19 protein-coding genes and 1 pseudogene are annotated in these 22,918 nt (G+C 55.5%); 7 read left to right on the forward strand and 13 right to left on the reverse strand.

All coding sequences use genetic code 11. The features are described from left to right. The 4 genes from E0L21_RS13120 to E0L21_RS13130 form a co-directional block, all read right to left on the reverse strand. Window positions 1–512: class I SAM-dependent methyltransferase (locus tag E0L21_RS13120; RefSeq protein WP_131410142.1), on the reverse strand; the 512-nt coding region annotated here is incomplete at its 3' end. 64 nt (window positions 513–576) lie between these two features. Next, window positions 577–1,119: an NUDIX domain-containing protein gene (locus E0L21_RS13125; RefSeq protein WP_131410144.1), complete on the reverse strand. Its 543-nt coding sequence runs from the start codon at window positions 1,117–1,119 to the stop codon at window positions 577–579. Window positions 1,120–1,271: 152 nt separating this feature from the next. Further along, entirely contained in the window at window positions 1,272–1,445 is a 174-nt protein-coding gene (locus tag E0L21_RS25005) for a hypothetical protein (RefSeq protein WP_017456786.1), read from the reverse strand. 154 nt (window positions 1,446–1,599) lie between these two features. Beyond that, complete coding sequence (locus E0L21_RS13130) at window positions 1,600–2,082, reverse strand: GNAT family N-acetyltransferase (RefSeq protein ID WP_131410146.1); 483 nt, start codon at window positions 2,080–2,082, stop codon at window positions 1,600–1,602. 346 nt (window positions 2,083–2,428) lie between these two features. Here E0L21_RS13130 and E0L21_RS13135 point away from each other — a divergent pair, with 346 nt between their 5' ends. Next, the gene (locus E0L21_RS13135) at window positions 2,429–3,049 is read left to right on the forward strand and encodes a response regulator transcription factor (protein ID WP_131410148.1); all 621 of its coding nucleotides are present in this window, start codon (window positions 2,429–2,431) and stop codon (window positions 3,047–3,049) included. Here E0L21_RS13135 and E0L21_RS13140 read toward each other — a convergent pair. Genes E0L21_RS13140 through E0L21_RS13160 form a run of 5 tightly spaced genes read right to left on the reverse strand, consistent with a single transcriptional unit; the run spans window position 3,046 to window position 10,172 of the window. Next, window positions 3,046–8,589 carry an ATP-binding sensor histidine kinase gene (locus tag E0L21_RS13140; protein WP_131410150.1) on the reverse strand — a complete coding sequence of 1,848 codons (5,544 nt, stop codon included), beginning with the start codon at window positions 8,587–8,589 and terminating at the stop codon, window positions 3,046–3,048. The two genes, E0L21_RS13135 and E0L21_RS13140, sit on opposite strands and share 4 nt — an antisense overlap. Further along, window positions 8,586–8,972, reverse strand: coding sequence for a response regulator transcription factor (locus tag E0L21_RS13145; RefSeq protein WP_131410152.1), 387 nt, complete (start codon window positions 8,970–8,972; stop codon window positions 8,586–8,588). The genes E0L21_RS13140 and E0L21_RS13145 overlap by 4 nt, the downstream gene beginning before the upstream one ends. Before the next feature lie 16 nt (window positions 8,973–8,988). Next, window positions 8,989–9,252, reverse strand: a complete 264-nt coding sequence (locus tag E0L21_RS13150; protein ID WP_131410154.1) for a XapX domain-containing protein — start codon at window positions 9,250–9,252, stop codon at window positions 8,989–8,991. A 4-nt stretch (window positions 9,253–9,256) separates the two neighbouring features. Next, window positions 9,257–9,427, reverse strand: a complete 171-nt coding sequence (locus E0L21_RS13155; protein ID WP_131410156.1) for a DUF1427 family protein — start codon at window positions 9,425–9,427, stop codon at window positions 9,257–9,259. Between the two features lie 58 nt (window positions 9,428–9,485). Then, entirely contained in the window at window positions 9,486–10,172 is a 687-nt protein-coding gene (locus E0L21_RS13160; protein WP_131410158.1) for a hydrolase, read from the reverse strand. A gap of 238 nt (window positions 10,173–10,410) precedes the next feature. On the opposite strand from E0L21_RS13160, the pseudogene E0L21_RS13165 reads away from it, so the two are divergent. From E0L21_RS13165 to E0L21_RS13180, 4 genes and pseudogenes are all read left to right on the forward strand, one after another. Next, window positions 10,411–12,285 (forward strand): annotated as a pseudogene (locus E0L21_RS13165) (amidohydrolase). A 4-nt stretch (window positions 12,286–12,289) separates the two neighbouring features. Next, the gene (locus tag E0L21_RS13170; RefSeq protein WP_131410160.1) at window positions 12,290–12,706 is read left to right on the forward strand and encodes a DoxX family protein; all 417 of its coding nucleotides are present in this window, start codon (window positions 12,290–12,292) and stop codon (window positions 12,704–12,706) included. Next, window positions 12,703–14,337: an MFS transporter gene (locus tag E0L21_RS13175; protein ID WP_131410162.1), complete on the forward strand. Its 1,635-nt coding sequence runs from the start codon at window positions 12,703–12,705 to the stop codon at window positions 14,335–14,337. The genes E0L21_RS13170 and E0L21_RS13175 overlap by 4 nt, the downstream gene beginning before the upstream one ends. A gap of 44 nt (window positions 14,338–14,381) precedes the next feature. Continuing rightward, window positions 14,382–15,203: an alpha/beta fold hydrolase gene (locus tag E0L21_RS13180; protein ID WP_131410164.1), complete on the forward strand. Its 822-nt coding sequence runs from the start codon at window positions 14,382–14,384 to the stop codon at window positions 15,201–15,203. Between the two features lie 52 nt (window positions 15,204–15,255). Here E0L21_RS13180 and E0L21_RS13185 read toward each other — a convergent pair whose 3' ends face one another. Next, window positions 15,256–17,034 (reverse strand): thiamine pyrophosphate-requiring protein, encoded by a 1,779-nt coding sequence (locus tag E0L21_RS13185; protein WP_131410166.1) that lies wholly within the window; start codon window positions 17,032–17,034, stop codon window positions 15,256–15,258. A 104-nt stretch (window positions 17,035–17,138) separates the two neighbouring features. Here E0L21_RS13185 and E0L21_RS13190 point away from each other — a divergent pair, with 104 nt between their 5' ends. Beyond that, window positions 17,139–17,558: a GNAT family N-acetyltransferase gene (locus tag E0L21_RS13190; RefSeq protein ID WP_131410168.1), complete on the forward strand. Its 420-nt coding sequence runs from the start codon at window positions 17,139–17,141 to the stop codon at window positions 17,556–17,558. Window positions 17,559–17,561: 3 nt separating this feature from the next. Here E0L21_RS13190 and E0L21_RS13195 read toward each other — a convergent pair whose 3' ends face one another. The 3 genes from E0L21_RS13195 to E0L21_RS13205 form a co-directional block, all read right to left on the reverse strand. After that, on the reverse strand, window positions 17,562–19,136 hold the full coding sequence (locus tag E0L21_RS13195) for a sensor domain-containing diguanylate cyclase (protein ID WP_131410170.1): 1,575 nt from the start codon (window positions 19,134–19,136) through the stop codon (window positions 17,562–17,564). 167 nt (window positions 19,137–19,303) lie between these two features. Beyond that, window positions 19,304–20,524, reverse strand: coding sequence for a diguanylate phosphodiesterase (locus E0L21_RS13200; RefSeq protein WP_131410172.1), 1,221 nt, complete (start codon window positions 20,522–20,524; stop codon window positions 19,304–19,306). A gap of 105 nt (window positions 20,525–20,629) precedes the next feature. Then, window positions 20,630–21,277, reverse strand: coding sequence for a GntR family transcriptional regulator (locus tag E0L21_RS13205; RefSeq protein ID WP_131410174.1), 648 nt, complete (start codon window positions 21,275–21,277; stop codon window positions 20,630–20,632). A 271-nt stretch (window positions 21,278–21,548) separates the two neighbouring features. Between E0L21_RS13205 and E0L21_RS13210 the strand changes: the two genes are divergently transcribed. Then, window positions 21,549–22,913, forward strand: a complete 1,365-nt coding sequence (locus E0L21_RS13210) for an MmgE/PrpD family protein (RefSeq protein ID WP_131410176.1) — start codon at window positions 21,549–21,551, stop codon at window positions 22,911–22,913. The last annotated feature ends 5 nt before the right edge of the window (window positions 22,914–22,918 follow it).

Below are 22,918 nucleotides of genomic sequence, written 5' to 3' on the forward strand. Positions count from 1 at the left end.
TCGCGATACTCGTCTGGTGCCAGGCTGGCATGGAACAAGGGTTCACCGGCGAACTGCCCCATCGCGATTCCGTGGTGGGTTCCGCTGGTGAACATTAACACGCTACCCGCATGGCTATGTTCAGCAAAACGATCGAACATGCTGCGTTGATCCTCATGCGCCAGGTGAAAAAAACTGTCCCAGGCCAGAAGCCCATCGAAAGTTTCCCCGAGCGATAGCTGCCGCATATCTTGCTGGATCCAGCGCCGAGTGGGAAACTGCTGACGCGCGCGTTCCAGCATTGCGCTTGCGCCATCCACGCCGGTGAGCTGAAAACCCTGGCGGATAAGCCAGCCCGCAATCGGCTGCCCGTTACCACAACCGATATCGATAATATTGCCTTTATCAGGAAGCTGGTGTGCAAACTTCTCCAGCCAGCTTTTTTCAAAGAGCGCCTGGGAGCGCTGCTCAGCAAATGTCTGGGCGTGGCGTTGATAGATTGAAAGAATATTTTGTGCGGCGCTGTTGCTCATGTTTATCTCGCTTAAACCCAGAGATTAGGCGCATACGGCTGTGATGTGATGCAAGATAGCTGCGCTATTCCAGCATGCCTTTTAGCTTTGCCAGCAAATACGCGGTAACTGAGGTCGCGTCGCTGATCTTTCCTGCGGAAATCAAGGTCTCAAACTCTCTCAGGGTAATTTTGCGCGTCGTCAGACCAAACTCTTCGGGGTCCAGTTCCTGCTGCTGATGTACCAACTCTTGCGCGAGGAAGATATGGTAACCTTGGCTGGAGTAGCCTTGCGCCAGTTTCTGATACCCCACATAGCGTATCTTTCCCGCCACCAGCCCAGTTTCCTCACGAAGTTCACCGGCTGCAACATGCAGCGGATCCGCCTCTGGCGCGCATTCCCATGCGCCTTGCGGTAGCTCAATGGTGTGCTTGCCAAGCGGATAGCGAAATTGCTCAACCACATACAGGCTGTCGCCTTCACGGGCGATAATCACGACAAAATCGGCTTTCTCAACAACGGAGTAAATGCCTTCGTTACCATCAGCCCGCAGGATTTTGTCTTCGCGCAGACGCATCCACTTGTTGCGGTACACTTCAGTTGTAGCAAGCGTTTTAATCGCCGACATCACAGCTCTCCCTGTAGAACCTTAGGCGTGAAGAGTAACATGTGAATATCGCAAACGGGGGGATCTATTTGGCAGGGAAATGGGTTTCAGAGGAATCGGCGGTGACGAAATTCAGGGGATATTAAAATTAATATCCCCTTTGCGATGTCGACTTATGGCACGCCATCGCAATTACAGGCTGCACCGCCCTCGCCCGCCTGGCACAGGATCTGGCACATGCAGTTCCAGTCCATCTCGCCATTTACTTCACACTCAGTCTGGCTGGCAGCGAAGACATTCATTGATAAACCAAATAATAAAATGGAAAGTAATGCACGGATTTTCATAAAAAGTCCCTTTATGTGATGAATCATGAAATAACGCCACGCGATAGCGCAGCGTTATTATTATAGGACGATATTTTATGATGAAGTGTTAAGTAACCTGTTTATTTTAATAGGAATTTTCTTCACATCAATCCGTATGATAAATAAAAATATTTTATTTATCAGTGAAGAAATTATATTCCATTTCAATACAGCGTAATTCCGCGCGCGCCAGCGCAGAGGGGTGAACACTTTCCTGCAATATTATAAATCCTTGTTTTTGGTAGAACGTACAGGCGTTAGGCGTTGATGCCAGCGTGATTCGCGCCAAACCTCGTTTTGCCGCCTCCTGTTTAATGGCGTCTATTATCTGCGTCGCCAGCCCCTTTCCTTCCCACTCCGGCAACGTGAAAATAGCCTCCACGCTGGCGTTGGCGAGATCGAGAAAACCCGTGGCAACCGGCTGATCTTTTAACGTTGTTGCGACATAAAAGGGATTATTAGCAATCATAGTACGCTGGCTTTCCGGCATTTTATCCGGTGTCCAGGCCGCGATAACGCTGTCTTCATAGACGCCTTTACAACCGTGGCGGATAGCCTGGTTACGAATCTGCCATATCACTTCGGCCTCTGCGGGCCGAGCCAGTCTGAGTTGCATCGTTATCACCTTTTCTCATGATAAAAATGGGAAAGCACGTTCGAAAAGTTCTGAATTTTTAGTCTTAACTTGTCAACCCGCTGCTGTTTTTTCGGTTGACGGGATGAGCGACATAAAAACATGCGATTAAAATTCATACGGCATTCAAACTCTTATCGTGCATAAAATACGCTTCGCCGTTGTGATTTCTCACATCAAACATAATGTATGCGGCCGGATAAAAAGCCCACATTAGCTGTGGAAATGTCAATTATTTCATCCAGTTAAAATTTGTGTTATCTGTATGTTATGCACTGATTTCGGCGAGCTTTACCGGCATGCCGTTCCCTACCGAGGCTGATAGATAATGGAACCTATCGTATATGTTGTCGACGATGATAATGCCGTCAGACGATCAATTGTCCGGCTGCTGGCAGCAGAAGGTTACCGCGCCATTGATTTCGCCTCGGCGGAATCCTTTCTTACTCACCCGCTGGTTTCCGTACCCTCTTGTTTGATTCTGGATTTGAATATGCCCGTCGCGGACGGTTTCGATGTCGCCAGCGCATTAAAAGATCGCGGACGCGAACTGCCGATAATCTTTCTCACCGGCTATGGCACCATCCCGCTGACTGTGCGCGCAATGAAAGCGGGTGCGCGTGAATTCTTAACGAAACCTGTGGAGTCTGAACGCCTGCTGTCGGCGGTAGCGGACGCGCTGACTGTTGCAGCGCAAGATTTCGAACAACAACAGGAAAATTTTGCGCTCAAGCAGCGCCACTTATCCCTGACGCCGCGTGAGCAGGAAGTGTTTGAGCTGGCGATCAGTGGCTTGCTTAACAAGCAGATTGCCGCGGAGCTGGGAGTCAGCGAAATCACCGTTAAAGTGCATCGCCGCCGGGTGATGGATAAAATGCAGGCCCGCTCGCTGGCGGATCTGGTGCATGCCGCAAGCCACCTGCACATCGCCAAATCCCGCAGCCGCTAATCTGCCGCCACTGGCAAGGTAAAAGCCAACACGCTGCCGAAAGGCAACCTGGACATCGCCGTTAGCTTGCCTTTATGCCGCTCAATAATGGCATAGCTGATCGTCAGCCCCATCCCCATGCCCTGTACTTTGGTGGTATAGAACGACTCAAACAGACGAGCCTGCACATCGGGACTCATTCCACTCCCGGTATCTGCTATCTGGCAAATCACCTCTTGTGGATCCTGAGTTAGCGTCGAGAGCGTTAACACGCGCGGGCGTGAGTCAATGTCTGCCATTGCTTCAACAGCATTCATCACCAGGTTAAGCAGCACCTGCTGGATCTGCACGCTATCGCCATGAATAAAGCTGTTATGCGCATCAAGTGCATAGTCGACGGCGATCTGCCGCCGCGCCAGTTCGCTGCGGGAGAGCGTCATGATATGGCGCAGTAAGAAATGCAGATCGATGCGCTCGAACACTGGCTCCTGTCTGCGCGTCAGCGATTGCAGACTACGGATCACCTCTCCGGCGCGCTGCCCTTCGCTGATAATCTCCTCCAGCCCGACGCGCACATTATCAACCGGAATCGGAGAACGATTGAGCCAGCGCAGGCTGGCTCCTGCGTTAGAGACAATCGACATCAGCGGTTGGTTGATTTCATGGGCGATCGACGAGGTCAGTTGCCCGACGGTGGTGGCTCGCGATACTCGCGCCAGCTCGGCCTGGGCGACGCGCGCAGCATCTTCACTTTGCCGCTGAGCGGTAATATCGGTGATGGTGCCAAAATATTCGTGTACCTCATCACCGGATGAAACCGGATCGCCGATGCCAAGGATATAACGGCACTCGCCATCGGTGCGGATAATGCGAAACTCCGCCTGCATGGTGAGCCCCTGCGCAACGCTGCGGGTGACCAGCGCACTGATATGCGGATGATCGTCCGGGTGAACAAAGGTTAAAAACTCGGCCATCGAGATAAGTTTGCGCTTCCCATCTATCCCCAGAATGCGCGCATACTCATCCGACATGTGCATCAAATCCTGCTCCAGCTCCCAGCGCCAGGTTCCGGTGTGGCTGATTTGCTCCCCCAACATGAGCGAGGTTTGGCTTGCGCGCAGTTCTTTCTCGACGCGCCGACGCTGAAGGTTCTCTTCCACCAGCTTGGCATACAACCGTGCGGTTTCCAGCGAAACCGCTGCATGCGCGCCAAGCAGGTTCACGACGCGTGACTGGCCGGCGGTAAACATCTCCGGCATCAGGCGGTTTTCCAGATATAACACTCCTACCAGCCGCGCCTGCTTGAACATCGGCACACACATCACCGCTGCTCCCGAAGAGACAAGATAGGGATCCTGGCTAAACGGGCTGTACTCTTCTGGTCGGCCAGTGCGGATCTCCTGCCCGGTGCGGATCACCGCCGCCAGCACGGACAACGGCATATCTGTCGCCAAAGGCATCTCTTTTATCACCCGCACCAGTACGCCTTCTTTACTGGTGTGGGCGCTGGCTTCGATTTCCGCAATGTTGTCGTCAAGCACGCGAATAAGTAAACCGCGCTGCGCACCGGCACGCTCCAGTAACATGGTCATCAGGATCTGAATCAACCGTTCAAGATTGATCTCCTCAGATAAAGCGCGGGAGGCTTTGATAATGCTCTGCAGATCGCGGATTTCATCGTTCTGGGCAAAGGAGATAGTGTCATAGGGCGTACTTTCCACTGGCGTGAAAAGATGAGGATGCTCCTGTTGTAAATGGCGAACTTTGGCCTGCGCCCCGGTGCGCCCCCATGCGGCCATCGCGCCGCGAAAATAAGCATCTGCTGCGGTCTGGTACCCGCAGGAGAGCGCAAAACGCCCGGCCAGTTCATGCGCCAGTGCATTGATGGGGTTAAAACCCGCTTCACGAGAAAGCGTAATTGCCTTCTCATACTGTTCCAGCGCGATGCTGTTCATTCCGTCGAGGCGCACGATTTCCGCGTACACCAGCGCTTCTTTATCGCTGAAGGTTTCCGGATTGACCTGCGCCCAGCGGGCTATTTTGTTGTAGTGCTGGTTTAGTCGCTGACGGTGCCCGGCGGAAAACGTCGCGGGTGTAAGCTGCATCGACAGTGCGAGCGCGCTATAGAGATGATAATCCAGCAGACTAATATGTCCGGGTGCGGACCAGGCATGTTTCCCCGCCTCTTTCAGACACGATTCCGCGCGGGAATAAGCCCCGGTGAAAAAGTGCGCCAGCCCGCGATAGAGCCAGAACCAGAACAGCATCGTGGCGGGTGGTGTCGGTGGCAGCAGCGATCTGGGTAGTATCTCTTTGCCGCTTACCATGCTGTCTGGCTGCCTTAAATACTCGACAAAGTGACGTTGTAACAGCAGCAGAGAGTCCATATCCGAATACTGTGTTTCGCGGATAAAAGCCAGACCGCGATCGATATGGCTTAATACCGTGTCGAGGTGATCGCCGCGACTCATGGCGTTGATCACCTGGCGAAAAGCAGCAAAACAGGCAATCGTCAGATCCCCATGCGCAACGGCCGCGGTAAAACAGGCGTTAGCGCACTCCACGCTTCGCGATAGCGGTTGTGTCCAGACACAGCTACGACCCAGCGGAACCAGGGCTTTTGCGGCAAATTCATGTAAACCGTGGCGCGTCACCAGCTCCTGCGCAAGTACGCTGTAACGATAGCCCAGTTCATACTCTTCGTAGCGTTCGCCGATCAGCACACCAAACCACGCCAGTGCTGAGGTGGATGCGCCAGTCAGCCCGCGTTCGAGTGTCAATTGCAGCATCTGGCACAGCAACAGGAAATGCAGGCGCGGGCAATTAAAACTGGCATACAAACTGGCGCTCGCCAGCAGGTTCATTAGCGCATCGGTTTCCTGATGATTCATGCGCGGCAGTGCCGTAAATAGCCGCGCGGGGTTGTCGCCAATACGCGTGTGCATCTCCTGCCATGCGTGATCACAGGCTGCATCGTCGGGATAACGGCTGAGGTGAATACCAAACACGGTCAACCAGCTGAGCGTTGTTTCCAGCGCAAGCTGATAACCAGACTGGCGAATATGCACTTCTGCCAGCAACGTCGCGGCCTGCGCCTTTTCCGTCAGCCCGCCGGGCGATGCCAGTAACCGTTCGCACAGGCCGCGCGCGGTTGAAAGGTTACCGAGCAAAAACTCACAGGCGGTCTCCTCCAGCGAGAGAGCAAAGTCATGCCCCGTTTCGGTACGAAGGCGTCGGGCGAGGTGTAAATAGCTCAAAGCGGATGTGTAGTCGCCGGTGTGTTTTGCGCGCCTGGCGGCAAGCAGACTGAGTTCACTGAAGCGCTGGCGTTGCGGCAGCAAAACGTCGTCGGCAGCCGCATTGATGTGGTGGATGGCGCGAAACAGCAGCTCATTGCCCGGGGCTTCGGCCGCCGTTTGCGCCAGCAGCGTGGCCGTGGTCAGATGCAACTGGCGGCAATATGCAGACTCCAGCAGTGCGCAGGCTGCCTCGTGGATCCGTTCATGGGTAAACGTGTACTCGGCGGCGTTAAGCGTGACCAGTTGTACCGTGAGCGCAGGATGCAGGCGGTAATGCACCTCGCCGGCTGAAAGGTTCAGCACACGACTTATTAATGTGATATCGCCTGCGCTGCCAAGACAGGCCATGCTCCCAAGCAGGTTTCGGGTTTCAGGCGGCATTTGTGCCAGTTGCTGAAGCAGCAAATCGGGTACGTTTTCGCGGTGGTAACGGGTGCTAATCGCCGCCAGGTCATACTGCCATTTTCCCTGATAGCTGTTATGGCTCACCAGGCCATCTTCGGTAATGCGCTTAAAGAACTCATGCACGAACAGCGGGTTGCCACCGGTTTTTTCATGGATCAGTTTCGCCAGCTCGACGGTAGATGCCGGGCGCGTCTGAAAAATGGTCGCCAGCCAGCGTGAGATGGCTTTCGCCGAACGCGGCTGCGGCACACACTCCATAACGCGGCTCGCCGCGCTGCGCAAGCGGGCCAGCGCGGTGGCAAACGCCGGATCGTCTAACGAGGCTAAGTCGCGATGTGAAACCACCATCAACAGCGGCAATGCATGGCTGTGCTGTAACAGGTATTCCAGTAAATGCAGACTGGCGTCATCAATCCAGTGCAGGTTATCGATAAGGATAATCAGCGGGCAACCTGGTGCAGCAAAGACATTCACCAGGCGCAGCACCATATAGTTGAACCGCGCGCGTGAATCGAGCGACAAGGTATCGATAAACGGCACCGGTTTACTGTCAATCAGCAGCCCCAGTTCCGGCGCGAGGCTCACCGCCAGCGCTTCATAACCTGTCAACGCGCTGCTGAGCCGTGACTTCCAGCGCGCCACTTCCTCTGCGGGCAAACCCAGCAAATGCAGCGCCAGCGAGCGGAAAGCTGCGGTGAGGACACCCAGCGGCAAAATCGAGGAATTTTGTTCTACCTTCCCGAGCGCAATAAGCGACGGGCGACTCTGAAAGACCTTTAACGACGAGGCCATCAGCGAAGATTTTCCCATCCCGATGGGGCCGCTGATGGTGACCAGCGTTTGCGTACTGCTTTGCACCACCGCATCCAGCGCATCCGCCAGCACTTTGGCCTGCGGATGAGCGCGATACAACGTGTTAGCAAAATGCAGTGCCGGTGAGCGATCCTGCAAACCTGGCGTAAAGTGGGCTATCTCGCCATCGGTCGTTAACGTCGCTTGGCAGCGACGCAAATCTGCCATCAGACCATCGACCGTCTGGTAACGTTTTTCTGGCGACTTTGCCAGCAGCTTCAGCACAATGGTTGACAGCATCTCCGGCACCCCGTCGCGCAGGTTATGCGGCGGCGAAGGTTCAGACGCAATGTGGTGTAACACCCATTCCGCCTGCCCGCCTTCGCTGAGATCGAACGGCAACGTGCCGGTCAATAGCTCATAAAAGACAATGCCCAGGCTGTAGAGATCGCTGCGGTTGTCCACGGCGTGATGGGTGCGCGTTGAGTGTTCCGGCGACATGTAGGCCAGCGTACCACCGGAGAGCGGCAGCCAGTTCTGCGCCGGTTCCCCGACGGTACTGGTCGACAGGCCAAACCCGCCCAACCGGCAGCCTTCATCGGTGAGAAAAATATTGCCGGGTTTAATGTCGCCATGGATCAGATTGCTGTGGTGCATCTGGCGCAGCGGCGTGCAGATGCACAGGGTCAGTTCAAGCCAACTGGCGATACACGCCATCGGCTGGCTGGTCAGACGGGTGAGTGGTTTAAAGGCGAATGTGGGATAAACCAGCGCGACGCGGCCGTGATATTGCGTGCTGGCTACGGGTTTTACCGCCCAGCGGCTATCAAGTTGCTGGCGCAACGCTAATTCGTTGTTCAGCAACTGGCTGGCGCGCGGCTCAGCATCGTCGCTTACCGCCGTGGCGAGAATAAAGGCATCGCTCGCCCATGGGTAATGTGCATTCATCCAGACAATGCAGCCCTCCTGCGCCAGCGGTGTGTAGATGGCATCATCCTGGAGCGTAAACGGTTGGTTTTCGGCCACCATCTGCGGCCACGGCGGTGATTTTGCGTTTCCGGTCATGGCGTCTCTTCCCCTCCCGCCAGCACGCGCGAAATATGGTCAAGCAGCATGTCGATATCGATCGGTTTATGTAAAAAAGCAACGGCACCGGGTTGCCCCGCGAACCGCTGCCAGGTTTCATCGTCATGACCGGAAATAAATATCAACGGCGGCGGGCACGGGCTAAGTTGCAGTTTTTCGAACAGTGCCGCCCCGCTCATGCCTTTGAGTTTAATGTCTGCAATCACCAGTGCCGATTGACGCTGCGCGGAACCATCGTTAAGAAAGGCCTCGGCGGACGCGAAGGTCAGCGTGGCGTACCCCGCCGATTGCAGCAAATTACTTAACCCGCTACGCACGGACGGTTCATCATCAACAATGGCAATACGCAGGGTGTGCGTCATGGTTATCCTCGGGGCATTAATCCCGGCGCGGCGGTGCGTCCGGCGGTTCAGGTTGCGGCGTACCGCTAATCTTTGGCACACACTCATGGCGAAACCATGCCATGGTTAACGGTTGCCGGGCAAGTAACCGACGGGTAATCGGAACAAGTTGCTCCCCTACCAGCATGCCGAACAACCCCAGTAAGGCCATTACCGGTGGCGCGGGGGAACGCGTTCCCAGTAAAGCATAAATACCGCCAGCCAGAAGACCGACCAGGAGGGAAAGGATCCAGAATTTCATAGGCTCACCCCGCAGCAGCTTGTGAGATCAGTGCGCTGACGAGCTGTTCGCCCATCAACATGCCAAGCAACCCAACCAGCGCAATCGCCGGTGGCGCAGGCGATCGCACCTTTAGCAACGCGTACATCACGCCAATCAACACGCCTGCGGCGAAAGAGATAAGTCCGATACTCATGGCATTCTCCTGCCGTGGAAGAGACGAGCTGACCGGCGTTAACCGGCCAGCAAAAGGCTTATTTCGCCGGAACCGGTGCCAGTGTGCGATGGCCCGCTTTCGCGCGTGAAGGTGCTTTGTGCACCATGGTGTAGGCATAATCGACGCCCATGCCGTATGCGCCGGAATGCTCTCTCACAATATTCATTACCGCGTCGTACGTTTCGCGGTGCGCCCAGTCACGCTGCCATTCCAGCATCACCTGCTGCCAGGTAACCGGAATCACACCCGCCTGAATCATGCGCTGCATGGCGTAATCATGCGCCTCTTTCGACGTGCCGCCGGACGCATCCGCCACCATATAGATTTCGTAGTCGCCTTCCAGCATGGCGCACAGTGCGAAGGTGTTGTTACACACTTCGGTCCACAAACCGGAAACAACGACTTTACGCTTGCCGTTCGCTGCCAGCGCATCACGCACTTTCTGGTCGTCCCAGGAGTTCATTGAAGTACGTTCCAGAATATCTTTCTCCGGGAACACATCCAGCAGCTCAGGATAGGTGTTGCCGGAGAAACTTTCGGTCTCTACGGTGGTGAAGATCGTCGGAATATTGAACACCTTGGCGGCTTTTGCCAGCGCGACGGTGTTGTTTTTCAGCACCTGGCGGTCAATAGACTGCACGCCAAACGCCATCTGCGGCTGGTGATCGATAAAGATTAACTGACAGTTCGCCGGGGTCAGAACTTCAAGCTTCGCGGTAGTCATATAAGCATCCTTAGAGGTTAAAGTGAGGAGTGTTACGTTACGTTCAGACAGCAACTCACGCGCCATCGCTATCGTGGGCTGTATGTTAGGTATCCCTCCCCGGCATAACTATTATCTGAAGGTATAACTATCCTTTCGTATACCTATACGTTCGTATAACTGTTCATTCTTTCCCAACGCTTAGCATAATCCGCCCAGACGCTTATCCGGCCCATGAGGCCGCCAGACTGGAGGAAGTATGGATTCGTTCGTACATGCAGAACTGATATTGCTTAATGGTCAGTTTCATACGGTTGATCGGGAAAACCCGTTCGCCGAAGCGGTGGCTGTCCGCGACGGAAAATTTGTCCAGGTGGGGACCGAGGCCGAGGTGATGGCTTACCGTGGTGAACGCACAAAAGTGGTGGATCTGAAAGGTCATACGGCGATCCCGGGGCTGAATGACTCGCACCTGCACCTGATCCGCGGCGGGCTTAATTACAACCTGGAGCTGCGTTGGGAAGGTGTACCGTCGCTGGCGGATGCCCTGCGCATGCTAAAAGAACAAGCGCTGCGCACGCCGTCTCCGCAGTGGGTACGCGTGGTGGGCGGCTGGACAGAGTTCCAGTTCGCTGAGCGGCGTATGCCAACGCTGGATGAAATTAACGAAGCTGCGCCGGACACGCCGGTGTTTATTCTGCATCTGTACGACCGCGCCCTGCTCAACCGCGCGGCGCTCAAAGTGGTGGGTTACACCAAAGACACGCCTAACCCGCCGGGCGGCGAAATTCAGCGCGACAGCAACGGCAACCCGACCGGGATGCTGATTGCGCGGCCAAACGCGATGATCCTCTACGCGACGCTGGCGAAAGGGCCAAAATTGCCGCTGGAACAGCAGGTCAACTCCACGCGCCAGTTTATGCGTGAGTTGAATCGTCTGGGTCTGACCAGCGCCATTGATGCGGGCGGCGGTTTCCAGAATTACCCGGAAGATTACGAAGTGATCGCCGAATTACACAGCAAACAGCAGATGACGATTCGTATCGCCTATAACCTGTTTACCCAGCGTCCGGGACATGAACTGGAAGATTTCGAAAAATGGACCGACATGTTAACACCGGGCCAGGGCAGTGACTTTTTCCGCCACAATGGTGCGGGTGAAATGCTGGTCTTTTCCGCCGCCGACTTCGAAGATTTCCTCGAACCGCGCCCGGATCTGGCGTCCGGTATGGAAGATGAACTGGAGCGCGTAGTGCGCCACCTGGTTGAGCATCGCTGGCCGTTCCGCCTGCACGCTACCTATAACGAATCGATCAGCCGCATGCTGGATGTGTTCGAAAAAGTGAACTGCGACATTCCGTTTAACGGTCTGCACTGGTTCTTTGACCATGCGGAAACCATCACCGAAGCCAATATCGAGCGCGTAAAAGCGCTTGGCGGCGGGATTGCGGTTCAGCACCGCATGGCCTTCCAGGGCGAATATTTCGCCGAGCGCTACGGCCAGCAAGCGACCAAACAGACGCCACCGGTGGCGAAAATGCTGGAAGCCGGTTTGCCGGTTGGTCTGGGCACCGACGCCACGCGCGTTGCCAGCTACAACCCGTGGACGGCGCTCTACTGGCTGGTTTCCGGGCGAACGGTTGGCGGCATGCAAATGTATGATCACAGCGCGCGTCTCGATCGCGACACCGCCCTGCTGCTGTGGACGCAAGGCAGCGCCTAGTTCTCCAGCGAACAAGGGAAAAAAGGCCAGATTAAAGTCGGTCAACTGGCCGATCTCGCCATCCTCAGCAAGGATTACTTCCGGGTGCCGGAAGAAGAGATCAAAGGCATTGAGTCCGTACTGACAGTGGTGGGCGGTGAGATTGTTTATGCCGCGGGCGCGTTTGGCCCGCTGGCGCCACCGGCGATCCCGGTATTGCCAGATTGGTCGCCGGTAGTAAATGTGCCAGGTCATTACCGCAGCGCGCCGCCGCAGGCCGCTCGCGTCGGCCAGGCGTCGGGTGTACACCACTGCTCCGGTCCATGCGGTGTACATATTCATCAGCACGATGTTGCACGCGGTTCCGCTATGCCGGTTTCCGATGAGAACGCCTTCTGGGGCGCGCTCGGTTGCAGCTGCTTTGCGTTCTGACATCATGAAAACATCCCCTTTCTCAGCTATTTCGCCCCGCGTTGATGCGGGGCTGTTCTTCCTGCGCCTGACCGGCAGCCTGCTGTTGTTGTATGTGCATGGTCTGCCGAAGGTACTGCATTTCAGTAACGAACTGGCGCATATCGAAGATCCGTTTGGTTTTGGCCCGTGGATGAGTCTGCTACCGGCGATTTTCGCCGAAGTGGTTTGCCCGCTGCTGATCATTGCCGGTGTCGCCACACGGCTGGCCTGTATCCCGATTATCGTGGTGCTGCTGGTCGCGATGCTGGTGGTACATGCAGACTGGTCGCTCGCCGAGGGGCAATTTGGCTGGTTGTTGCTGATTATCTTCACCACCTTGCTGTTAACCGGGCCGGGAAATTGGCGGCTGCGCGTGGCGGCGAAAGGAGCGCTGGCATGACGCAACAAAACGAACTGCACGCAGCGGTGACAGTGTCACCTGATATCGATGCTGCTCCAGCCGCTTCTGCCTGGCAGCCGCTGCGCCAGCGCGTTTTCCGCATGTTATGGATAGCGACAGTGGTATCGAATGTTGGCTCATGGATGAGCGACATCGGCGTGAACTGGACGATGCTCTCACTGAGCGCCGATCCGCTGGCGGTCGCGCTGGTGCAGGCGGCCAGCAGCCTGCCGATGTTCCTGTTCGTGTTGCCTGCTGGCGTGCTGGCGGACATCGTTGAGCGGCGCAAGATCCTGCTCTTTTCTCAAGCCTGGACGTTCTGCGCGGCAGCCGGTCTGGCATTGCTCTCGTTTACCGGCAATGTCACGCCGGAGGTGCTGCTGGCGGCGACATTTTTACTCAGTACCGGCGCGGCGCTTAGCTCACCGGCTTTTCAGGCGGTGGTGCCGGATCTGGTTGAAAAACGGGAACTGAGCCCGGCAATTGCCCTTAATTCACTGGGCATCAATATCAGCCGCGCGATTGGCCCGGCGCTGGGCGGGCTGCTGCTCTCTTTCGCCGGACCGTGGATGGTCTTTTTCCTGAACGCCCTGTCGGTGCTGGGCGTGGCGTTTGTGCTCTATCGCTGGCAGCCGCAGGTGACCATTCAGCGTTTGCCGCCGGAACACTTCTTTACCGCGATCCGCGGTGGGTTGCGCTATGTTCACGCTGCACCGGTGCTGCGCAATGTGCTGGCGCGTACCGTGGCGTTTTTCCTGTTTGGCAGCGCCGGATGGGCCATGTTGCCGCTGGTGGCGCGCCGCGAGCTGGGTCTGGGACCTGGCGGTTATGGCCTCATGTTGGCCTGTATCGGTTTTGGCGCGATTTGCGGCGCGGTGTTGCTGCCAAAATTGCGTAAGCGGCTGAATGCCGACCAGATGATGGTAGCTGCCAGTTTGCTGTTTGCTTTGACCATGGTGGCGCTGGCGTTTATTCGCCATGTCTGGCTGCTCAACGCGTTTGAATTTTTTACCGGCTTCGCGTGGATTGCCGTGCTTTCAACGCTTAACGTCGGCGCGCAGCGCAGTGCTGCTCGCTGGGTAAAAGCGCGCGCGCTGGCGGTCTACTTGACGGTGTTCTTCGGTTCAATGACGGTTGGCAGCGCTATCTGGGGGAAACTGGCGTCGGAATTTGGCGTGACGTTGGCGCTTTGTGTCGCAACAGTGGGCATGGTGCTGGGAACTGCTACAGTTTTACGTTGGCGCCTGGAAAAAGACGCCGCGCTGGATCTCGATATGATTGACCCGGCGGGCGTCGCTGCCGAAACCGAGATTCCCCATGAGCGCGGGCCGGTGATGGTCAGTTGCGAATATCGGGTCTCACCGCAAGATGCGCATGATTTTGTCTGCGCGATGCAGGAGATGCGCCGCGTACGGCGACGTACAGGTGCGATGGGCTGGGCGGTGTATGAGGATGCCCACCATCCGGGGATGTTTGTGGAAACCTGGGTGATGGGTTCGTGGATCGAACATTTGCGCCAGCATGAGCGCCACACGGTGAATGACAAGCTGATTAAAGAGCGTGTGCTGGCCTTTCATCAAGGTGATGAGCCGCCGGTTGTCCGGCATCTTATCGCACCCGCGCAGCGATAAGCGTTATGCAGTAAAAAACCACAACACAACAACGAGGTAAACACATGAGCACAATCAAAACGCAGGATGGTACTCAGATCTATTACAAAGACTGGGGTGCGGGTAAGCCGGTTCTCTTCAGTCATGGCTGGCCGTTAGATGGCGATATGTGGGACAGCCAACTGAATTTCCTTGCTGAGCGCGGCTACCGTGTGATTGCGTTCGACCGTCGCGGTTTTGGTCGCTCCGATCAACCGTGGAATGGCTACAACTACGACACTTTTGCTTCTGATATTAACGATCTCATCACCGCGCTGGATCTACACGATGTGACGCTGGTCGGCTTCTCAATGGGTGGCGGCGATGTCACCCGTTATATCGGTCGCAACGGCAGCGCGCGCGTCGCCGGTCTGGTGCTGCTCGGCGCGGTAACACCGATTTTTGGCAAAACCGACGATCATCCGCAGGGTGTTGATAAAAGTGTGTTCGACGGAATTAAAGCCGGTCTGCTGAAGGATCGCGCGCAGTTTATCAGCGATTTCGCCACGCCGTTTTATGGCCTGAACGCCGGACAGAAAGTCTCTGACGGTGTGCTGACGCAGACGCTGAATATTGCCCTGCTGGCCTCACTGAAAGGTACTCTCGACTGCGTAACCGCATTTGCGGAAACGGACTTCCGCCCGGATGTGGCGAAAGTGGATGTACCGACGCTGGTGATCCACGGCAGTAATGACCAGATCGTGCCGTTTGAAGCGACCGGTAAATTATCGGCTGAACTGATTAAAGGCGCGGAACTGAAAGTCTATGAGAATGGCCCGCACGGCTTTGCGGTCACGCATCAGGATCAGTTGAACGACGATCTGCTCGCGTTTCTGAACAAACTCTAACGGTGTCTGATGTTGCATCAGCCCGGTACGCTATGCGCACCGGGCTTTTTTATCACTTCTTATGGAACAACTGGCTGGCGGTATCGCTCAGTACCTGAACCGCACCGCGATCCCCTTTCACCATTGACGCCATAAACGCTTTCGCCTGTTTGAACGTAATATGCGGCGGCAACGGCGCGACTTCCGGGTCGGTTTTCACTTCCAATACCACCGGGCGATCGGCCTGCAAGGCTTGCTGCCATGCGCCAGACAAGGCCTCTGGCGTATCGACAAAAATGCCCTGTAACCCCAGCGATTTTGCAAACTCGGCATACTTCACATCGGGCAGTTGCTGCGTGGCTTCAAAGCGAGGGTCGCCCTCCATCACTCGCTGCTCCCAGGTGACCTGGTTTAAATCCTGATTATTGAACACGCAGATGATTAAGCGGGGATCCCGCCACTGCTGCCAGTATTTCTGAATAGTGATGAGTTCGGCCATATTGTTCATTTGCATGGCACCATCGCCCACCAGCGCAACGACCGGTTTTTCCGGTGCGGCAAATTTTGCGGCAATCGCGTACGGCACCGCAGCGCCCATACAGGCCAGCCCGCCGGAAAGCGAGGCGCGCTGCCCCTGCTTAACGCGATAGTCGCGGGCGAACCAGTTCGCGCAGGAACCGGAATCAGAGGTGACAATCGCATTGTCTGGCAGCAGCGGCGACATCTCCCAGACCACGCGTTGTGGATTGACCGGTTTGGCCGGTGCCATCGCGCGCTGCTCCATCAGTTGCCACCAGTCGCGCACCTGGCGGGCAATCTCCTCCTGCCAGCTTCGGTCGCTTTTATGCGTCAGTAACGGGATTAACGCGCGCAACGTTTCTGCTGCATCACCGTGTAAATTGACTTCGCAGGGATAGCGCAAGCCAAGCATCGCCGGGTCAATATCAATCTGCACAGCGCGCGCCTTGCCTTCCGGCGGCAGAAATTCCGTCCACGGAAAACCGCTCCCGATCATCAATAACGTGTCGCACTCTTGCATCAGTTTCCATGACGGTTCCGTGCCCAGCAGGCCAATGGAGCCGGTGACAAATGGCGCATCATCGGGCAGCACATCTTTGCCAAGCAAGGCTTTCGCCACCCCCGCGCCCAGTAAATTTGCCGTTTGTACCACTTCCACCGCCGCGTTGCGGGCACCTGCGCCAATCAATATCGCCACCTTTTTCCCGGCGTTGAGTACCTCCGCAGCGCGTTGCAGATCGGCATCGTGTGGGATCACGCGCGGTCGCTGGTAACCTGAACCTGAATGGGTAAATCCGTGGGTGTGCTGGGGCGGTTGCCAGGCTTCATCCTGCACATCTTTGGGGATGATCACCACGCCAACGCCGTTTTGCGCCATTGCCACACGAACGCCGCGATCGACCAGATGCCGGACTTGTGCGGGCGATGCCGCTTCCTGCACGAAGTTTGCGACATCGGCGAAAACGCGATCCAGATTCATCTCCTGCTGATAGCTGGCACCGCGCGCGGTGGTTTCCGCTTGCCCGGTAATCGCCAGCACCGGCGCGTGGTCCATTTTGGCGTCATACAAGCCGGTGAGCAGATGCGTGGCACCCGGGCCGCCTGTCGATAAACAGACCCCCAGTTCGCCGGTGAACTTCGCATGGCCGACCGCCATAAACGCGGCCATCTCTTCATGGCGAACCTGGATAAACTCAATCCCATCGCCCGCTTTGTTGGCTCGCTGGATGGCGCCCAGCACACCGTTGATACCATCGCCCGGATAACCGTAAATGCGCGTCACGCCCCATTCTTTCAGACGCTGAACAAAGAAATCACTGGTTTTGATGCTCACTGTACTTTCTCCTTACGAATGGGTAACAGACTTTAAGGGTAGACGACGCTCGCCGCTGACCGACCTGTTATCATTCTGATAAATACAACGAGGAGAAGAGAGAAATGGCGCTGATAGTGACACACGAAGTGACCGCGCAGGATCAGGAAGAACTCTTTACCGGCTTGCGCCGCTACAATCAGCAATTTATTAATCTCAGCGAATGGGCGCATCTGGGGGTCTATTTTCGCGATGAGAAAGGTGTCATGCAGGGTGGTCTGATTGCCCGCCAGGAAGGCGGATGGCTGAATATCCACTATTTATGGGTTCACGAGGATCGGCGTGGCAGCGGGCTTGGCAAAGAACTGATGCAGCGCGCAGCACAGGAAGCGGTAACGCTGGGTTGCCACCATGCGCTGGTGGATACCTTCAGTTTTCAGGCGCTGCCTTTCTATCAAAAGCTCGGTTATGCACTGCAAATGTCGCTGCCGGATTATCCGCACACCGGTATGCAGCGCCACTATTTAACGAAATCCCTGCGCTGATATTCACTCCGGTTGCCGTAACAGCTCTTCTGTCGCGGCAACCGCGCGGTCGCGCCCTTCTATTTTGGCCTGGTAAAGTGCTTTATCTGCACCCTCTTTCAGCCGGATGGCATCGTCAAAATTCGCATCGGCAATCAGGCTGTAGCAGCCTGCGCTGATGGTGACAACATTGTCTTGTCCGCTGGTTTTGGTGTGCGGAATTTTGGCGCTGCGCACTAACGCGACCGCCTGGCGCGCGACAAACAGCGCACCTTCCGGGCCGGTATCGGGCAGAATAATGGCAAACTCTTCGCCGCCGTAACGGGCAATCAAATCGTGGCTGCGCATTTTCAGTTTCGCAATAATTTCCCCGACCATTCGCAGACAGTTATCGCCGGCAACGTGGCCATAAAAATCGTTATAACGCTTGAAATAGTCGATATCGAGCATGATGAGCGATACGGGTTTTTGCGTCAGCGCGGAGGCTTTCAAACTTTTGGCCAGAAACAGATCGAACTGGCGACGGTTGGCAAGCCCGGTCAACCCGTCGGCTAACGCCATCAGTTGTAAGGTGTGGTTGATGCTGGTTAGCTCATCACGCAGGACGGCAAGTTCCGTCTGGTTGCGCACATTGAGCCTGACCTGGCGGAAGATAATCGCCCCCATCAGCAACGTGCCCAGTAGCAGCATGGCGTTAAGCACCAGATCCGGCAGGCTGTCTTTGAGCCAGCCCTGCCACAACGCGGGTTTGTCATAACCCGCTGCCACCACCAGCGGATAGCGCTCCAGCCGGGCGAATCCATAAATGCGCTCAATATGATCCAGCGCGGAAACCCAGGTGCCGTTCCCTCGGTCTTTTTTCGCCAGTTCGCGGGTAAATAACGGGCTGGCAGAAAGGTTACGATTAATGCTTTCATCACCATAAGGACGCACATACACGGCGGATCCGTCAGTGTTTACCAGCGCCAGCATGTCGCGGCTTTGCAGCTCAAAATAGCCATAGAAGTGGCGGAAATAGTCGATGTTTACCGTGGCCAGCAAAACACCGGCAAAACCGCCGGAACTGTCGCTGATGCGCAGCGACACCGGAATCACCAGATCGCCGGTTGAGCGGCTGCGAATAACATGCCCGATGTGAATACTGCCGTGGCCGTTACGGCGATGGTAAATAAAGTATTCGCGGTCACTGTTGTTGGACAGCACCGGAATTTTGCCAAACGAGGTGGCTTTCATATTACCCTGGGTGTCGTAAACCATCAGCCCATGCAACTGCGGTAATCGATCTTTGAGCTCTGCGAGATAACTGCCGAACTGGCTGACATCAATGCCTTCGATGCTGTCCGTTGGCAGGTTGCGGCGAATGTCCCGCAGCACCAGTTCGGTTTGTAAAAACGTATCTTCGGCCTGGCGCGCCTGCGAAACTGAAAGGTTAATCGCATCCCGTTCGGTGTCTTCAACGACGCGTTCCCATGCGCGCGATAAGGTCCATGCGCTGGTCGCGCTGCCTGCCAGTAACAGACCAACCATAAAAAAAGTGATACTGCGACCGAGGGAGGAATGGAGCGCCAGCGCTCGCGCAACACGTCTTTTGAGTTTCATTATTCCCCGCAACACATCCACTGTAATTCAATTAAGCATAGTAGAACGATGATTTATAAGCCAAATAACGCTGGAGTTTGCGCTATTTCTCGCGTAATACGCACGGCAGCAGGCAAAAAGGAGAATCCCATGCGGATTCTCCTTATCAGTGAGCTTTGCCGGAAAGATTAGAGTTTGTGAAGGATTCGCTGTGGCCAGTTAATTGCCGAGACACCATTAATCACCGGGCGTGCAAACAAGAACCCCTGGAAACGCTGAATGCCAACGGCCTCCAGCCAGCACCACTCTTCCACCTTTTCAACCCCTTCGGCAACGACGGTAATTTGCAGTTCGGCGCAGCAATCGATAATCGCTTTCACAATCGCCTGTTTCGGGCCGTGCAGATGAATGTCAGTGACGATGGTACGGTCGATTTTGAGTTTATCTGGCTGGAATTTCGCCAGCAATGACAGCCCGGCAAAACCGGAACCAAAGTCGTCAATGGCAAGGCCAATTCCGGCGGCGCGCAGTTGGCGAATGGCCCAGGTGAACTCTTCGTAGCCAGAAATCACTTCATCTTCTGTCACTTCGACGATAATCTGCCCAGGATTCAGATGGTTACGGGTGATGTGATTAAGCAAAATGTCCACTGCACCGGGGATTTTGACCAGCGACATTGGCAGTAAATTAATGGCGACTTTGTGATTCCCAATGCCCAGGCGACGCGCCGTTGCCAGCGCCCAGCCTTTTGATGCCAGGTCAGCTTCATGCAGCTTGTTTGGCGCAATCGTTGAGAAATATTCCTGCGGGCTGCCGCCGTCCGGCCCACGGATCAGGGCTTCCAGTGACGAAATATTGCCGCGCAACGGTTCAATAATGGGCTGAAAGGCAAACTGGCACGGCTGCTCATGAAATACAGGGGTATCACTGGCGAAAGGTGATGTTTTTATGGCGAAACGCCACTGTTCGGGCGATGTGTTGCGCACCCCGCCATTGGTGTTGGGCGAGGCGATAAAGGTGCGAATAAATTTGTAGACCCGATCATTGCTGGCCACTTTATATTTCAGTGTGCCAAAGCGGAGGATCGCGCGTAGCACGACGGCGGGTCTCATCACTCGCAGGTCGAACAACACCATCCCTCGGTCAACAAAGCGGCGGCGCGGCGCGAAATCACGCAGCAGCTCGACCACGTTACCGTGACGGGGATCTTTGCCAATCAGCTCATACACCGCGTTAACCGATGCCAGCGGTCCCTCAAGAACCTGTAAAAAATGCTCGCCGTCGAACAGTAAAATTCCCGTTACCTGCAATTGCGCGTTGCGAAGGCTTGCTCGTTCGACAAGGCCTGCCAGTTGAGAGGGATCTAATGTTCGATTCAGTCGGCTACGGTAAATCAAAGTCGCTAACACGAAATGCTACCCTCAGAATGCCCACAGAAAGCCCGATTAAAATTACGCCATTTCGGAGTCTATCAGCGGTCGAGGATTTCCGTCCGTCAAATAAGGGGCATTCTGTTAGCGTTCTCGCTGGCTTAAAATGGTCAAACGTGCGCGATAGCCGTGACGAATATGCTCACAGGCGATTTCCTGCGCTGCGGCACTGTCACGGCGCGCCAGCGCATCAACAATGGCCTGGTGTTCGCGTTTGGACTCTTCGGTACGCTCTTTCAGTTCGTAGGTGGTGCTGCGCAATAACGACAAATGGATGCGTAAATTGTCGAGCATTTCATTGAGATAGGGATTATGTGTTGCGCGGTAGATTTGGCGGTGGAACATGCGGTTGTGATCGTGAAGTGCTTTACTGTCGGTGAGTGAGGCTTCGGCGTGAACTATCTCCTGTAGCAGAGCTATCTCTGCGTCAGAGGCGGCATTCACTGCCAGCGCCATCGCCAGCCGTTCAAGCCCCTCGCGCACATCAAACAACTGACGCAGACGCTCGTAACTGATATGGGCGATGATCAACCCGCGTTGCGGTCCCGGTTCGGCAAGCCCAAGCGTTTCCAGGCGGTGAAGCGCTTCACGTATCGGCGTTCGGCTAAGACCGAACTGCTCTGCCAGCCGTGTCTCCTGTAAACGCTCTCCCGGCAGCAACTCCCCCGCTTCAATGGCGGAAATAAGAATTTCAAACGGCGTTAAGCCCGCATCGCGACCCGTCGATTTCACGTTTTAGCTCCTTTCGTATGTACTGATGATGGCTTTGCAAAGTCTGCACCCTGCCGTCGCTCATCTTGCCACAGTAACGGGGACGCTTTTGCATTTTTTATTCTTTGCTTATTTAAAAAACATCTTTTGACGTTTACGAAATCGCTGCTATGTTTATTTTAAGTTCATTGTATACAAATGAATCCAATTAAACACAAAACGAATATTTGCTTTTTATTTTGTTAGCCAACACCGTATTTGCAAGTCAACACCAGGGAAAACTTGTTTTACCATGACAACGAAAGCAGAAACTGCATTAACCCGTGGAGAACAGCTAAGCCATTTTATCAGCCATGCTAATCAACTCGTTGTGCCACCCGCCGTACGGCACGAAGCCAAACGCGCATTAATTGATTATCTCGGCGTAGCGCTCGGCGCCGTTAATGACGATGCCGTTAACGCGGTTCGCCAGGTGGCGAAAAAATGGAACGCCGCCGGTGATGCGCAAATTTTCCTTTCTACCACTACCACCCCTGCTCTTGCCGCATTAGTGAACGCCACCATGGCGCATGCAGCCGATTACGACGACACGCATCCTGCAGGCGCGGGTCATCCCGGCGGCCCGTGCTGGTCAACGGCGCTGGCAATGGCGCAGGCGCATCCGGTTGCGGAGGAACACGTTCTGCTGGCCTTCATCACCGGTTTTGAAGTGATGGCGAAACTGGGCGGCGGCTGGGTTCCGGGCGTTGGACGTAACCTGCAACGTCGTGGTTTCCACCCTACTTCTGTTGTCGGTCGCGCCGGCGCGGCAGCCGTTGCTGCGGCGATTTTGCAACTTTCCGAAGAACAAGTTCGCAACGCGCTGGGCGCGGCGGCAACCATGATGGGCGGTTTGCAGAAATCTTCTGGCACTCACGGAAAACCATTCCATGCCGGGAAAGCGGCAATGGACGGTATTCTGGCGGCTGAACTGGCCGCAGAAAATTTTGTCGGTGCCCACCATTTTTATGAAGCTGACGGCTGGGTAAAAATCTTTATCCAGGACGGCAGCGCGGAAATTCCCCCGCTTGATTTCGGCGAAAGCTGGGAATTACTCACCAACGGTTACAAGCTATATGCCAGTTGCCGTGGTACGCATGCTTCCATTGAAACCGCACGTAAACTTTACCCACAATTGCAGGGGCGCACTATCACCCGAATTTCGGCAAAAGTGCATCCGATGGGAATGGTTAACGCAGGAATCATGGATCCGCGTACGCCGCTGGAGAGTAAATTCAGCATTCCTCACTGTATCACCCTCGCCTTAAGCGGCTACGCGCTGACAGATACTGATTTCACTCAGGCGACGGTTGATGATCCGCGCCCGCGCGCGCTGCTGCCGCTGCTGGAAGTGGAAGCGGTTGAGGGGCAGTCCGCCAGTTCCGCCTTTATTGATGTCTGGCTGGATGATGGCAGCGTGTTGCATGCGCATACGGATGTCTATCGCGGACACGCGCAAAATCCACTGAGCGATGACGAGTTGCGCGCTAAATTTGACGCCCTCACCGTTCCTGTTCTTGGCGCGGCGCGAAGCGCACAGTTATATGACGCCGCCCTGCACTTTGAGCGCCCGGGTTCACTGGCGCGCATCACCGGGTTACTTGCCGGCGACCACTAATTCTT

The sequence above is a fragment of the Kosakonia quasisacchari genome (genome assembly GCF_004331415.1).
GTDB lineage: Bacteria > Pseudomonadota > Gammaproteobacteria > Enterobacterales > Enterobacteriaceae > Kosakonia > Kosakonia quasisacchari.

Bases quoted from the DNA above. Each gene is read 5' to 3' on its own strand.
- E0L21_RS13125 (WP_131410144.1), bottom strand. From the start codon at position 1,119: ATGTCGGCGATTAAAACGCTTGCTACAACTGAAGTGTACCGCAACAAG.
- E0L21_RS25005 (WP_017456786.1), bottom strand. From the start codon at position 1,445: ATGAAAATCCGTGCATTACTTTCCATTTTATTATTTGGTTTATCAATG.
- E0L21_RS13130 (WP_131410146.1), bottom strand. From the start codon at position 2,082: ATGCAACTCAGACTGGCTCGGCCCGCAGAGGCCGAAGTGATATGGCAG.
- E0L21_RS13135 (WP_131410148.1), top strand. From the start codon at position 2,429: ATGGAACCTATCGTATATGTTGTCGACGATGATAATGCCGTCAGACGA.
- E0L21_RS13140 (WP_131410150.1), bottom strand. From the start codon at position 8,589: ATGACCGGAAACGCAAAATCACCGCCGTGGCCGCAGATGGTGGCCGAA.
- E0L21_RS13145 (WP_131410152.1), bottom strand. From the start codon at position 8,972: ATGACGCACACCCTGCGTATTGCCATTGTTGATGATGAACCGTCCGTG.
- E0L21_RS13150 (WP_131410154.1), bottom strand. From the start codon at position 9,252: ATGAAATTCTGGATCCTTTCCCTCCTGGTCGGTCTTCTGGCTGGCGGT.
- E0L21_RS13155 (WP_131410156.1), bottom strand. From the start codon at position 9,427: ATGAGTATCGGACTTATCTCTTTCGCCGCAGGCGTGTTGATTGGCGTG.
- E0L21_RS13160 (WP_131410158.1), bottom strand. From the start codon at position 10,172: ATGACTACCGCGAAGCTTGAAGTTCTGACCCCGGCGAACTGTCAGTTA.
- E0L21_RS13170 (WP_131410160.1), top strand. From the start codon at position 12,290: ATGAAAACATCCCCTTTCTCAGCTATTTCGCCCCGCGTTGATGCGGGG.
- E0L21_RS13175 (WP_131410162.1), top strand. From the start codon at position 12,703: ATGACGCAACAAAACGAACTGCACGCAGCGGTGACAGTGTCACCTGAT.
- E0L21_RS13180 (WP_131410164.1), top strand. From the start codon at position 14,382: ATGAGCACAATCAAAACGCAGGATGGTACTCAGATCTATTACAAAGAC.
- E0L21_RS13190 (WP_131410168.1), top strand. From the start codon at position 17,139: ATGGCGCTGATAGTGACACACGAAGTGACCGCGCAGGATCAGGAAGAA.
- E0L21_RS13195 (WP_131410170.1), bottom strand. From the start codon at position 19,136: ATGAAACTCAAAAGACGTGTTGCGCGAGCGCTGGCGCTCCATTCCTCC.
- E0L21_RS13210 (WP_131410176.1), top strand. From the start codon at position 21,549: ATGACAACGAAAGCAGAAACTGCATTAACCCGTGGAGAACAGCTAAGC.